The organism is Pseudomonas sp. A1230 (assembly GCF_044218825.1).
GTDB lineage: Bacteria > Pseudomonadota > Gammaproteobacteria > Pseudomonadales > Pseudomonadaceae > Aquipseudomonas > Aquipseudomonas iridis.
Genome location: NZ_CP162582.1, coordinates 4094121 through 4107376 on the forward strand (window position 1 = coordinate 4094121; position 13256 = coordinate 4107376).

Sequence of the window (13256 nt, forward strand, 5' to 3'; positions counted from 1 at the left end):
TGAAAACCATCCTGAATAAAGAAACCTGCCAGATACCACTGTAGATGCGGTCGATTCTGGGAGATTCAAGCGTCGGTGAGTTGATGCAGATCAGAGAGTTTAGCGGGTGAGCCAAACAAGGGAGGCGAAACGACCGGTGCGCGACGCACGGCGGTAAGAAAAGAAGCGCGGATCGGTCACGGTGCAGAAACCGCCACCATAAACAGCCGTGACACCCCGTTCAGCCAGACGCAGGCGCGCCAGCAGATAGATGTCAGCCATGAACTTGCCGGCATTGTCGCTCGGTACGAACGCTTCTGCTGCTTCAGGCAGTTGATTGATGAAGACTTCCCGTACTTCCGGGCCGACTTCAAAGGCTTTGGGGCCAATGGCCGGACCGAGCCAGACCAGCACCTCTGCAGCCGGAACATCGAGGCTGTCGAGAGTTGCCTCAAGCACGCCTGCTGCCAGACCACGCCAACCGGCATGGGCTGCCGCAACACGAGTGCCCGCGCGATTGCAGAACAGAGCCGGCAAACAGTCCGCCGTCATCGCCGCGCAGGCAATGCGCGGCGTTGCCGTCCAACTAGCATCTGCTGTCGCAACAATGCCTGGATCAGCATGAACCACGGCTATCCCGTGAACTTGCTGCAACCAGGCAGGCTTTATAGAGAAGTGATCGGTCAGTCGCCGACGATTCTCGGCAACAGCCTCGGGACGATCATCAACATGATCACCCAGATTGAGGCTGTCGAACGGCGCCTCGCTGACACCTCCCTCGCGGGTGGTGACACAGGCCCTGACGCTGGCCGGCGCAGGCCAGTCCGGCGTCAGCCAGTTCATCCGATGAACGCCTCGCGATCCTGTTTGAGCAGGGTCAGCAGCCAGACGAAATCTTCCGGCAACGGCGATTCCCAGCTCATGCGCTGACCGGTCGTCGGATGATCCAGCTCAAGGAAACGCGCGTGCAGTGCCTGACGCGGGAACTGCTTGAGGGTTTCGACCATGTTCACGTTCGCGGCTGGCGGAATGCGGAAGCGACCGCCGTACGCCGGATCGCCGACCAACGGGAAGTTGATGTGCGCCATGTGCACGCGAATCTGGTGAGTACGACCGGTTTCCAGTTTGACCCGCACGTGAGTGTGGGAACGGAAACGCTCCAGCACGCGATAGTGGCTGACGGCAGGCTTGCCGCCCTCCATCACCGCCATGCGCTGGCGCTGCTGGCCGTGACGACCGATCGGGGCGTTAATCTTGCCCCCGGCGGTGACCACGCCAATCACGATGCACTCGTAGATCCGGCTGACGCTGCGACTCTGCAATTGAGTAACAAGCTTTGTCTGCGCCTGAATGGTCTTGGCCACCACCATCAGACCGGTGGTGTCCTTGTCCAGACGATGCACGATACCGGCGCGCGGGACATTGATGATGTCCGGCACATGGTGCAGCAAGGCGTTGAGCAGCGTGCCATCAGCGTGACCGGCAGCCGGGTGCACCACCAGGCCCGCAGGCTTGTTGATCACCAGGATGTCGTCATCTTCGTAGACGATATCGAGTTCGATGTCCTGGGCGATCCACTCACCCTGAGCTTCCTGCTCGGCAGTCAGTTCAAGGATGGCACCGCCATGAACGATGTCGCGCGGGCGGATGACCGCCCCGTCCACAGTCAGGCGACCTTCTTTGATCCAGGCGGAAAGGCGCGAGCGTGAGTGCTCAGCGAAGAGTTGGGCAGCGACTTGATCGAGGCGTTGGCCGCCCAATTCGGACGGCACCTCTGCGCGAAGTTCAATTTTATCGGACATGCTCTGACTGTGCGTCGGCACAGCTTTTGGTTTCGGCTGCGCGCTTGTGGTTAAATACGGCGTCTTTTGCCCCGAGGCTTTTCAACGGGGCGCTCATCATAACAGGACGGCCCCGCCCAAGACAGCGGCCGTCATAGGGACGCAAGCCGCCATGCAAGTGAAACACCTGCTGCTGATCGCCATCCTCGCATTGACCGCTGCTTGCTCATCGAAGGAAGTCGTAGACGAAAACCTGAGTGAAGCCGAGCTGTATCAGCAGGCTCAGCAGGACCTGGACAACAATAGCTACACCAGCGCCACAGCCAAGCTGAAGGCCCTGGAGTCGCGTTATCCGTTCGGTCGCTATGCTGATCAGGCACAACTCGAACTGATCTACGCCAACTACAAGAACGCTGAGCCGGAGGCTGCAAAGTCTGCCGCGGAGCGTTTCATTCGTTTGCATCCGCAGCATCCGAACGTGGATTACGCGTATTACCTCAAGGGTCTGACTTCCTTTGACCAGGACGTCGGCCTGCTGGCGCGCTTCCTGCCGCTGGACATGACCAAGCGTGACCCGGGCGCTGCCCGCGACTCTTACAACGAGTTCGCGCAGCTGACCAGCCGCTACCCGAACAGCCGCTACGCGCCGGACGCCAAGCAGCGCATGATTTACCTGCGCAACCTGCTGGCCGCCTACGAAATCCACGTAGCCGACTATTACCTGACCCGTCAGGCTTACGTCGCCGCCGCCAACCGTGGCCGTTATGTAGTGGAAAACTTCCAGGAAACCCCATCGGTCGGCGACGGCCTGGCGGTGATGACCGAGGCTTACCAGCGTCTGCACCTGGACGAACTGGCCAACACCAGCCTGGAAACCCTGAAGCTCAACTACCCGGATCACCCGACCCTGCAAGACGGCCAGTTCGTGCCAAGGGTTGCAGAAGCCGACAACCGTTCGTTCCTGAGCAAGGCGACCCTCGGTCTGATCGAGTCGCGTCCGCCACTGCCGCCGGGAGAGACCCGCGCCAACCAGGACGTGCAGAAGCAGTACCAGGACGCGAAAGACTCGATCCCGAACGAGCTCAAGCCTAAAGACGAGAACGGCGACGTGATCGAAGAGCCGGAGCCGGAATCTGCCGACACCGACCGCTCGTGGTTCAGCTACATGACTTTCGGCGTGTTCGACTGATCACACCGGATGCAAAGAAAAGGGAGATCTTCGGATCTCCCTTTTTCATTACCGCCCTTAATAGCGCTGTGCGCTTGTCAGGACCTTGGCTAAACTGCCGAATCATCCGTCGAAAAGCCGCTCATCATGCTTCGTTTATTGTTCTGGATTGCCCTGATATTTGCCGCGATTTGGTTGTGGCGCAAGTTCAAGGCCCCTGCTTCGTCCGCCCAGTCTCCTCGCGAGCAAGATGCTGCGCCGATGGTGCGCTGCGCCCATTGCGGCGTGCATCTGCCCCGCGACCGCGCGCTGAGCCTTCAACAACAGTGGTATTGCAGCCAGGCTCACCTCGAGCAAGGCCCAGGTTCCAGTGATCGCTGAGGCCTCCCACGCCGACAGCAAACAGGCTCAGCGTCTGCTGCGCCTTTATCATCTTTACCGTTTAAGTGTCGGCATCACCTTGGTGCTGCTGATCTCCAGCAACATGGACAACCGCCTGCTGACGTCGGCCAACGACGATCTGCTGCGCAACGGCAGCTGGCTGTATCTGGCGCTGAACATTTTGCTGGTGGTGTTCCTGGAGAACACCCGACGCCCCGCGCAATTGTTCAGCCTGGCGCTGGTCGACGTTCTGATGCTGTGCGGCTTGTTCTACGCGGCTGGCGGCGTGGCCAGTGCGCTCGGCAACTTGCTGATCGTTTCTGTGGCGATCAGCAATACCTTGCTGCGCCGCCGCATCGGTCTGCTGATCGCCGCCATCGGCGCCATCGGCATTGTCGGTTTAAGCTTTCTGCTGAGTTTCAGCCATCCCCTGAGCGCCAACGAATACCTGCAGGCCGGCACCCTCGGCGCGTTGTGTTTTGCCGCGTCGTTGCTGGTGCAGGGGCTGGTCCGGCGGCTGGAGGTCAGCGAAACCCTGGCCGAGCAAACCGCCAGCAAAGTGGTCGGTCTGGAGGCTCTCAATGCGCTGATCCTGCAACGCATGCGCACCGGGATCCTGGTGCTCGACGAACAACGCAGGGTACAGCTGGCCAATCACAGCGCGCAGACCCTGCTCGCGCAATCGCACCTTCAGGGCCATTTGATCGACGATTACTCGACCGCGCTGGTCGAACGCCTGCAACTGTGGCTGAACAACCCGACACTGCGCCCACAAAGTCTGAAAATCCCCGGCAACGGCCTGGAACTGCAGCCAAGCTTCATCGCCCTCGAACAAAGCCCCAATCAGCAAACCCTGGTGTTTCTCGAAGACCTCGCGCAGATCGCTCAACAAGCCCAGCAACTGAAACTTGCCGCGCTCGGGCGTTTGACGGCCGGCATTTCCCACGAGATTCGCAATCCGCTGGGCGCCATCAGTCATGCCGCGCAGTTGTTGGGGGAGTCCGAGGAACTCGATAGCGCGGATCGGCGTCTGACGCAGATTATTCAAGACCACTCCCAGCGCATGAACCGAGTTATCGAAAACGTCCTGCAACTGTCCCGCCGTCAACAGAGCGCTCCACAACGGCTGGACCTCAAGCCGTGGCTGGAAAACTTCGTCACTGAGAGCCGAATGCAGGCTACCGAGCGGCAGAAGATTCATCTGCGGATCAACTCGGGCGACTTCGCCACCCTGATGGATCCCAACCAGCTCACACAAATTCTCGACAATCTTTTACGCAACGGCTGGCGTCACAGCGCCATGCTGCATGATCAGGCCGAGGTCTGGCTGGCCCTGTTCATCGAACCCGAGAGCCAACTGGCGGTACTCGAGGTTCAGGACAACGGCCCCGGCGTACCGCTTGATCAGCAAGCGCATCTGTTCGAACCGTTCTTCACCACTAGCAGCCAAGGCACCGGCCTTGGGCTTTATCTGTCCCGTGAGCTGTGCGAAAGCAACCAAGCGCGCCTAGACTTCAATCCACGCCAAGGCGGCGGCTGCTTTCGCATCACCTTTGCTCACGGACGGAAACAAAGTTGAACACGAGCCCACGGCAAAAAATCCTCATCGTCGACGACGAACCCGATATCCGCGAACTCCTGGAAATCACTCTGGGACGGATGAAACTCAACAGCTACAGCGCACGCAATCTGGGTGAGGCCCAGGCGCTGTTGCAGCGCGAGACCTTCGACCTGTGCCTGACCGACATGCGCCTGCCCGATGGCACGGGGCTGGAACTGGTGCAGCATATTCAGCAACGTTATCCACAACTGCCGGTGGCGATGATCACCGCGTACGGCAGCCTGGAAACGGCAATCAATGCGTTGAAGGCGGGAGCTTTCGACTTTCTGACCAAACCGGTAGATCTCACCCGACTGCGGGAATTGGTCGCGACAGCACTGCGCATGCCCGCCGCTGGCGACGCAAGCACCTCAATTGATCGCCGCTTGCTGGGTGATTCGCCGCCGATGCGCAACTTGCGCAAACAAGTCGACAAGCTCGCTCGCAGCCAGGCACCGGTGTACATCAGCGGCGAATCCGGCAGCGGCAAAGAGCTGGTCGCACGACTGATCCACGAACAAGGGCCTCGCGCCGGCAAGCCGTTCGTGCCGGTGAACTGCGGGGCAATACCCTCGGAACTGATGGAAAGCGAGTTTTTCGGCCATCGCAAAGGCAGTTTTACCGGCGCGGTCGAGGACAAACCGGGCCTGTTCCAGGCAGCACAGGGCGGGACATTGTTTCTCGATGAAGTGGCGGACTTGCCACTGTCGATGCAGGTGAAGCTGCTGCGGGCGATTCAGGAAAAAGCCGTACGCAGTGTCGGCGGTCAGCAGGAAACCGTGGTCGATGTGCGCATTCTCTGCGCGACGCACAAGGACCTCGACGCAGAAGTCGCCGCCGAGCGCTTTCGTCAGGATCTTTATTACCGGCTAAACGTGATCGAATTGCGTGTGCCGCCCCTGCGCGAGCGACGGGATGACATTGAAGTGCTGGCGGCGCACATGCTTCAGCGCCTGGCCAAAGACACCGGCCAACCAGCGGCACTCCTTCATCTGCACGCTTTGGAGGCTCTGAAAAACTATCGGTTTCCGGGGAATGTGCGGGAACTGGAGAACGTGCTCGAACGGGCGCATACCTTGTGCGAGAACCGTACGATCGAGGCTGAAGATTTGCGCTTGAGCGAAGGCAACTGTGCAGCGGATGGCGCGATTGCCGATCTGACGCAGATCGACAATCTGGAAGATTATCTGGAGAACGTCGAACGTAAACTGATTTTGCAGGCGCTGGAGGAGACCCGCTGGAATCGGACTGCGGCGGCGCAGCGGTTGAGTCTTTCATTCAGGTCGATGCGTTACAGACTGAAAAAACTCGGTCTGGATTGAGGGCCCTATCGCGGGCAAGCCCGCTCCCACAGGTTTTCTTGGTGTACATGGGTTCGATGAACACCACGAACACTGTGGGAGCGGGCTTGCCCGCGATGGCGATCTAACAGACGCCTGGACAATCCACGGCTAAATACGGCCTTCAGGCGCATACGCCGCCGGATCAATAATCGGCGCTCGCCCCAGCATCACATCGGCAAACAACTGACACGACGCCGGCGCCAACACCAAACCGTTGCGGTAATGCCCGCAATTGAGCCACAGCCCCTCAAACCCTGGCACTCGGCCAATGTAGGGAATCCCCTCCGGCGAACCCGGACGCAACCCTGCCCAATGCCCCACCACTTCGGCATCCGCCAGTGCCGGCAACAGCTCAACCGCCGAAGCCTTGAGGCTCTGCAGCGCCACATCGGTCGGGGTCTTATCGAAGCCTTCATGTTCCAGCGTGCTGCCAATCAGTATGTGCCCGTCACGACGCGGAATCGCATAGCGCCCCTTGGCCAGCACCATACTCGGCAGAAAGTCAGCCGCACACTTGTAGAGAATCATCTGGCCTTTGACTGGCTCGACGGGCAGCGTCAGATCCAGCGTCTTGAGCAGATCACCGCTCCACGCGCCAGCCGTCAGCACGACCTGATCCCCAGTGATCACGCCAGTGGAAGTCTGCACGCCAACAACCCGCTCGCCCTCGCGAACAAAACCGCTGACTTCACACTGCTCGTGAATAGTCACGTTCGGCAGCGCCAGCAAGGCTGCCTTCAGGGATTTCACCAGGCGTGGATTTCTTACGTTGGCCACATCGGCCATGTAGATAGCCCGCGAGAATCCAGCACCGAGCACCGGCACTGCATCATGCGCCGCCGAGATATCCACAGCCCGCAACGGACGGTTTTCCCGCTCAGCCCACGCCAGCGCGTCGGCTTCGTCGTCCAGATCCAGCCAGTACAAACCCGTGGTGTGGACTTCAGGATCAACGCCGGTGTCGGCAAACAAACGCTCGCCGAGCTGTGGATAAAAATCCTGAGACCAATGCGCCAGGGCGGTGACCGCCGGGCTATAGCGCCAAGGATACAGCGGAGAAACGATACCGCCGCCCGCCCAGGACGATTCCCGGCCGACATTCGAGCGGTCCAGCAGCACCACGCTGCGTACTTCGGAGGCGAGGTTGTAGGCGGTCAGCAGGCCAATCACCCCGCCACCGACAATCACCACTTGCTGTTGCCTGGTCATGTTTGATCCAACCGTAAAAAAGACAGTGAGCGCAAAAGGCGCCCGAAGATAAGCGCCTCAGCGGCCCCAGCAATCCTTGGTGGTCAGCCCGGTGGTCGCGTTGTTCATGCTTCTGACACCGGTATTGGTCAGGGTAAAATCCCCGCACTTGTCGGTGGCCATGGCCGTGCCCGTTTTACGGGCGGCAGTCAGCAGGAAGGTCTGATCAGTGATCGTCGGCGTAAGGGTGTAGAAATCATTGCCCGCGCTCAAACCGGTGATACCGGTGTAGACATTGTTCTTGGTGTAGAAACGTTCGAGGCTCTGTGCCTGCTCCGAGAGCAGCGACACCACTTCGGCGCGGCGGCCTTTCTTCACGTATTCGTTGTAGCTTGGAATGCTGATGGTGAGCACAATCCCGATGATCGCAATCACGATCATGATTTCGATCAGGGTGAAACCTCGGTTGGATCTGCGCATGCCTCAAACTCTCACTTACTGTATTTGTCGCCACATGATACGACGACTGCCGCCGCCGCCCTTTTCAACAATGATGGTGATGGTGCCGCTGGTGTCGGTCATGCCTTTGCGTTTGCCGTCACTGGAGATGAAGTTCAGCGTCGGAATGCCGCCAGTGAATATCACGCCACTGGAGATCGTGTCATTGCTGTCGACCAGGTTGTCGGAATTGGTGTCGAGCACGGCATAGTTGAGCATCTTACCGCTGAACGCATCGAGTTCGACCAGTTTGCCGGTACCGAAACTCGCACAGGGATCGGTGGTGTCGACGCTGGCCGTGGTGAAGACGATACGGCCCAGCACGATACTCGCTTGATTGATGACTCGCTCGCCGGTCAGCACGTTGTTATACACCAGCGGCAAGTACCAGCCCTTCTCCCCCGGATACGTCGTGTCGTTCTGCGTGGTGGTCAGGAATTGCCCGGAACTGCCAGAGAAAGAGCCGGTAATCGCCTGCGGCTGCAAGTTGCTGACAGTGAGCTGCCCGGACCCGCCATCGGCATCCCACACTGAATAGAACGCCTGCAAATCCTTGTTGGTCTTGTCGGCGGTTTCGTTGAATTTACCGGTACCGACGAAGATCTGCTTACCGCCCGATGCGTTGTCCGCCAGCAAAGGCTGCGCCGTGATCGGCTGCGTCGCCCCGCCCGCCGTGGTGAACAGCGGCTTGCCGGAAAACGCCACGCCCCAGCTGTCGGGCGCAGTGGCGCTGAGGTCGAATTTCCACAACCGCCCTTTCAAGTCACCGCCATAGGCAGCCTGCACCACATTTTGCGAGTTGACCTTGAGCTTCACCGAGGACAAACCGTTACTGGTGTCCGTACTGTCGACAACGATCTTTTTGATCAACGAACCGTCGCGTACATCCAGCACATACAGCGCTGCCAGCCCCGAATTGCTGCCATAACCATTGGAGATAAACGCCGCCCAGCGACCATCGACCAAGCGTGCCACTTCCGGTCGCGCATAGGCATAACCCAGATCATTAAAAGCGTTGCCGGTGTTGGCGATGGTCGGTGCGCTGACTTCCCACAACGCACGCATGACGTTGCCTGCGGAAGCATCGAACAGTTGCAGCGCGTAAAAGGTTTTGCCACCCGCTCCGGTGCCGCCAATGGCCAGGGTTTTCCAGGCGTTGTTGAGTTGCGCGTCATACACGCCGACCTGGCCGTCGACCAGAAACTTGTGGCTGACGCCATTGATGTAGTTCGGGTCGGCGATCAAGCGCAACGACGGCAACACACTGGATGGCATGTAAGCGTAACGCCGGGTGCCATTGGCCGAATTGATGACGTTGACGAAACCATCGTTGGCATTCACCACCAGGCTGGCGCTCATGTTCGCCGCTTTGGTCGTCAGGTAAGTGCTGTAAGTGGTGTCGCCCGACAGGTCGGAGGCGGTTTTGTCCGCAGGCGAGGCCAGCACCAATGGCGAGTTGATGATGTCGCCGAGCAATACGCTGCGCACCTTGAGCCCGCTCTTGTTGGTGCCCTTGCTCCACTCCACCAGATCAATGCCGGTGATACCGGTGGGCAGGCCCTGGCTGAGTGTCGTCTGCTGCCCGGCGGAAAAATTACCGTAGGCCAGCGTGACGGCGGCGTTACTGGAGGTGTTCCATGATTGGTAAGTCGGCGCCGTGGCCCCGGGGACAATTGTTGTGTCGGTGTTCCAGAGTGCCGTCGAGGTATTAACGGTTCCGGCCGATGTGAAGCCGAATGCCTTGATCGTGCCGCGCCAGTCCTTGGGGTCATAGGTGGTTTGATAGAAACTGCTGTTACTGCTGAGGGTGGCTCCGCTAACGGCACCAGCACCGCCCGAACCGGCCTTGGAGGTGATGTCGCTCAGCGCCGACGACAACGCAGCATTGAGGCCAGCGCTGTCGGTTGCCTGATAGTACCGGCCCTGCCCGTAACTCGCTGCGTCCGAGAGCATGTCGTTGTCAGCGGCGAAGCCCACGGTGTAGGTGTTCATGTTCTGCCTGGGGAAATCCACTGCGTTCCAGCTCTTGCCTGCCGCGTCGGTGCCGGTGGAGCGCATGTCGATGTCGTAGGCAAATTTGGCGATGTCATCCAGATACAACGTGTCGCCCTCACCGTCGCCGTTAAGGTTGTCGCCGTCATTGTTGACGCCGTCCCAGTTCGGCAAACGGTTTGTACCCAGCGGATCATTGGTCGGGAAGGTACGGTCGAAAGTCGGCAAGCCGTCAGTAATCACAACGCCGTAATTTTTCTGGCAGCGGTACTGGATCGGGCTGGTGTAGGTAGTCGGCGTACTGTTATAGAACGGCGCCATGCCGCGCATGTAGCGAGTGACTTCGTAATAGGTTTCCGCCAACGGCGTGTTGGCCACGGCGCTCAAGTTATTGATCGAGGAGATCAACACGTTGTAATTGGAGTCAGCCTGGGCTTGGGTCACGCTGCCGGCGACCGGAGACAGATCAGCAATGGAACGGGCAATGTAACCTCCATTGCCAGAGTTGCTGCTGGTCGCCGGGTTGAACGTCGACAGGCCCATGCGCAAAGTGCGGTTACTGCTGACCAGTGCCGTGGATACGTTGCGTGCGACGTTGATTCGGTAATCGTTGGGGATCGCCCCGGTGGTGAAGTCGCGGGTGCCATTGTTGATGGCAAGACCGACCACGTACGAAATGTAATCCCCTGAGTAGCGGGTATTACCGCCACCCACCGGGTCTGGCAGTTTCAGGCAAAGCGGCGCAAGGCTGTTGTTGTAAAACGCATAGGCACCGCCAGAGCAACCTGAGGTCGGCAGACTCGACAAGAACACTGTATCGCCCGTAATCGCTGGCGCATTCAGGCCTGAGCACAACCCCAGGAACGCATTGCACTCCCGGGCGGGCGTGCGGTTGAGCGTCGGATCGAATCCCGCCGCATAGATGATGCTGTTCATGCTCCCCGAATCGTCGATCAGCAACATAACGTTCGGTGGCACCGCCGCCGCACTCAGCAATGGCGAGTCAGACGGCGTGAACGCATAAGCCGGTGCGGCCAGATAGAAAGTCAGCAGCATGCCGATCAGCAGAGATACGCAGCGTTCAAAACTTTGCATAGATGCTCTCCACAACGCTACGCGAAGTACCGGCGATGCCGACAGCGGTCACCCGATAAAGCGTCGCCGAGGTGTTGCTCGGCACATTCACGGCGGTCAGCGTCGTACCGATGTTCTGCACGCCATAGAAGCCGTTACCTGCGGCAATCCAGAGCACCCCCGAGGTTGAATTGAGCCCCGCCGTACTCACCACCGACGACTCGGCTGGCGGCGCACATTGCGTGGTGCCGCTGCACACTGCCAACGCGAAACTGTCCAGTTGCACCGCGCTCTCGCCCACACGCAACGCTGCTTCGGCGGTCTGAAATGATTGATTGCGCAGGCCTACGCTCCCGGCCATTTTTTCCTGCAGGTTGGCACTCTGCATCGATGACAGGCCGATCATCGTCATCAGCAACAGAAAAACCAGACTGACTAGCAGCACCATGCCCCTCTGCGCCTGACGCTGATGGAGAGAAATCCTCATCGCCCTGACCCTCACTGCAAGCGGTTGCGCAAAGCGGCAACCACGTTGAAGGTTTGATTGCGCACCCGGTTGTTGGGGTCGGCGAGGGTCAGGCTCAGGCGCACGCTGCGAATAAGTGCCGGATCGCCCGGATTGGTGCTGTAGGTCGAGGCTGCGACATCCGTCGCAGAACTCGCCACACCGAATGTCACGTTGAAAGCACTGACGTTATTCACCAGCACCTGTTGCGCCGGATTGCCGCTGCCAGTACCCATCAATATCTGGTTATTGCTGAAGCTGTAGATCAAACGTCTGACAGGAAAAGAAATTTGCCCGGTCGCCGGGCTTCGCAACCCGGTATAGGCCGTCGCGCTGTTGCGGCAATCGGACAGCACCGTCCAGGTGGGTGTGCCGCCGCCACCGCCAATATCCGCCGTGACCAGCGTCAACTTGAGATTGGCGTTATCCCAATTGATCGGCGTGATCTGCGCCGCATTGAAGTCCCCGGCATTACTTGAATCGGTGATGGTGCCAAGGCAGCCGAACATTCCGACCATGCGGATTTCCTGGATCATCTTGCTCAACACGAAGCGCGCGTCTTCCTGCATGGCAGCAGCGCTGTTCTGGCTGACATAGGTGTTTTTTGCGGCGATGAAAATCTGCACCACGCCCAACACCACGATCAGCCCCAGCGCCAAAGCAACCAGTAATTCGATAAGCCCGAAACCGCGATTTTGGCGCTTCATGGCATGACCACCGGATCAACGGCGGCGCGACTGCTCAGGACGAAACTGCGCTGAGCGCTGGCCGTGTTGGCCGCGCGCGCGTCACTCCAGGTGATCGTGATGGTGTAAACCCGCTGGTTGAGGGTGATGCTGCCCGTCGCGGTCGGCCCGCCGAAGTTGACGATACTAGTGGTGAAATCGTAGAGATCCTGATCCCGGGCGTTGCCAGGGTTGGCCGAGGTCGGTGGCGTAACGGTGTAATTCGCACCGGAGTTGGCACGGATGCGGTCCATCATGTCGTAGGCGATGAAACTGGCCTGACTGGTCATGCGTGAACTGTCGGTGTATTTCAGTGCATTGATTTGCACCGCCGCCGCCCCTAGCAGCCCGACCGTCAGAATCAGCAACGCGACCAGCACTTCGATCAGCGTCATGCCCTGCTGTACGCCTTTGCTCCCTGCCCTCATCCGCAACTTCCACCCAGTTGAATTCGTCCGTTCAAACACACGTTAAGCGTCCTGCTCTGCGTTCCCAGCGTGTAACTGATGACCACTGCCGTTGAGGGTGCGGCCAGACCGCCGAGGTTGTTGAAATCCAGCGCGGTCACTCCTGAGGTTAGCGTCAGAGTTGCGCCGCTGCTCATCGCCGGAACAACCCGCAACACATTGGCCGCAGTGCCAGTACTGTCGTAGACAGCCAACTCACCGGTCCAGACGCCGCCCCCGGCGGTCGGACGCAGACGCAGCGTCGCGCCGCGGTCAATCGCTTCGAGCCTGGCGAAATTGATCGCCCGCTGCAGATCGCCCATTTCGGTATCGGCCTTGCTGCTTTGTATGGATCGGGTGAAGGCGGGCACCGCCAGTGTGATCAGGACCAAAAAAATCGCGATGGCGACCAGCAACTCGATCAGCGTGAAACCTTTTGTACGATGATCCATCGATGCCCTCCGTTGCCGTCGGCTATACCTGCTTCTACACGCTAGAACATTCAATCGATACATGTCGGTTGATTTACTCGCAGCGACGCAGGGAACGCGTCGCTGATCACACTCCAAGGAGGGC

General features: G+C 59.4%; 13 protein-coding genes. 4 read left to right on the top strand and 9 right to left on the bottom strand.

From position 1 onward, the window contains the following. Window positions 1-99 precede the first annotated feature (99 nt). Window positions 100-822: a peptidoglycan editing factor PgeF gene (pgeF, locus tag AB4P97_RS19180; RefSeq protein ID WP_395601477.1), complete on the bottom strand. Its 723-nt coding sequence runs from the start codon at window positions 820-822 to the stop codon at window positions 100-102. Further along, complete coding sequence (rluD, locus tag AB4P97_RS19185) at window positions 819-1781, bottom strand: 23S rRNA pseudouridine(1911/1915/1917) synthase RluD (RefSeq protein ID WP_042561128.1); 963 nt, start codon at window positions 1779-1781, stop codon at window positions 819-821. The genes pgeF and rluD overlap by 4 nt, the downstream gene beginning before the upstream one ends. 151 nt (window positions 1782-1932) lie before the next feature. Here rluD and AB4P97_RS19190 point away from each other — a divergent pair, with 151 nt between their 5' ends. From AB4P97_RS19190 to AB4P97_RS19205, 4 genes are all read left to right on the top strand, one after another. Beyond that, on the top strand, window positions 1933-2949 hold the full coding sequence (locus AB4P97_RS19190; protein WP_042561129.1) for an outer membrane protein assembly factor BamD: 1017 nt from the start codon (window positions 1933-1935) through the stop codon (window positions 2947-2949). A 126-nt stretch (window positions 2950-3075) separates the two neighbouring features. Then, window positions 3076-3309 carry a PP0621 family protein gene (locus tag AB4P97_RS19195; RefSeq protein WP_042561130.1) on the top strand — a complete coding sequence of 78 codons (234 nt, stop codon included), beginning with the start codon at window positions 3076-3078 and terminating at the stop codon, window positions 3307-3309. Further along, window positions 3299-4888 carry a sensor histidine kinase gene (locus AB4P97_RS19200; RefSeq protein ID WP_395601478.1) on the top strand — a complete coding sequence of 530 codons (1590 nt, stop codon included), beginning with the start codon at window positions 3299-3301 and terminating at the stop codon, window positions 4886-4888. The genes AB4P97_RS19195 and AB4P97_RS19200 overlap by 11 nt, the downstream gene beginning before the upstream one ends. Next, window positions 4885-6231 (top strand): sigma-54-dependent transcriptional regulator, encoded by a 1347-nt coding sequence (locus AB4P97_RS19205; protein ID WP_395601479.1) that lies wholly within the window; start codon window positions 4885-4887, stop codon window positions 6229-6231. Before AB4P97_RS19200 ends, AB4P97_RS19205 begins: the two co-directional genes overlap by 4 nt. A gap of 129 nt (window positions 6232-6360) precedes the next feature. Here the strand turns inward: AB4P97_RS19205 and thiO are convergent, their stop codons facing one another. From thiO to AB4P97_RS19240, 7 genes are read right to left on the bottom strand one after another with little or no spacing between them, the layout of a single operon-like run. Further along, window positions 6361-7461 (bottom strand): glycine oxidase ThiO, encoded by a 1101-nt coding sequence (gene thiO / locus AB4P97_RS19210; RefSeq protein ID WP_042561133.1) that lies wholly within the window; start codon window positions 7459-7461, stop codon window positions 6361-6363. A 57-nt stretch (window positions 7462-7518) separates the two neighbouring features. After that, a complete protein-coding gene (locus tag AB4P97_RS19215; protein WP_047303296.1) occupies window positions 7519-7920 on the bottom strand; it encodes a type IV pilin protein in 402 nt (133 codons plus the stop codon). A gap of 15 nt (window positions 7921-7935) precedes the next feature. Next, window positions 7936-11025: a pilus assembly protein gene (locus tag AB4P97_RS19220; protein WP_042561135.1), complete on the bottom strand. Its 3090-nt coding sequence runs from the start codon at window positions 11023-11025 to the stop codon at window positions 7936-7938. Next, window positions 11012-11491, bottom strand: a complete 480-nt coding sequence (locus AB4P97_RS19225; protein WP_042561136.1) for a PilX N-terminal domain-containing pilus assembly protein — start codon at window positions 11489-11491, stop codon at window positions 11012-11014. The genes AB4P97_RS19220 and AB4P97_RS19225 overlap by 14 nt, the downstream gene beginning before the upstream one ends. Before the next feature lie 11 nt (window positions 11492-11502). Then, on the bottom strand, window positions 11503-12216 hold the full coding sequence (locus tag AB4P97_RS19230; RefSeq protein WP_042561137.1) for a PilW family protein: 714 nt from the start codon (window positions 12214-12216) through the stop codon (window positions 11503-11505). Further along, window positions 12213-12662 (bottom strand): type IV pilus modification protein PilV, encoded by a 450-nt coding sequence (gene pilV, locus AB4P97_RS19235; RefSeq protein WP_042561138.1) that lies wholly within the window; start codon window positions 12660-12662, stop codon window positions 12213-12215. Before pilV ends, AB4P97_RS19230 begins: the two co-directional genes overlap by 4 nt. Next, window positions 12659-13132, bottom strand: coding sequence for a GspH/FimT family pseudopilin (locus tag AB4P97_RS19240; RefSeq protein WP_042561139.1), 474 nt, complete (start codon window positions 13130-13132; stop codon window positions 12659-12661). Before AB4P97_RS19240 ends, pilV begins: the two co-directional genes overlap by 4 nt. Window positions 13133-13256: the final 124 nt, after the last annotated feature.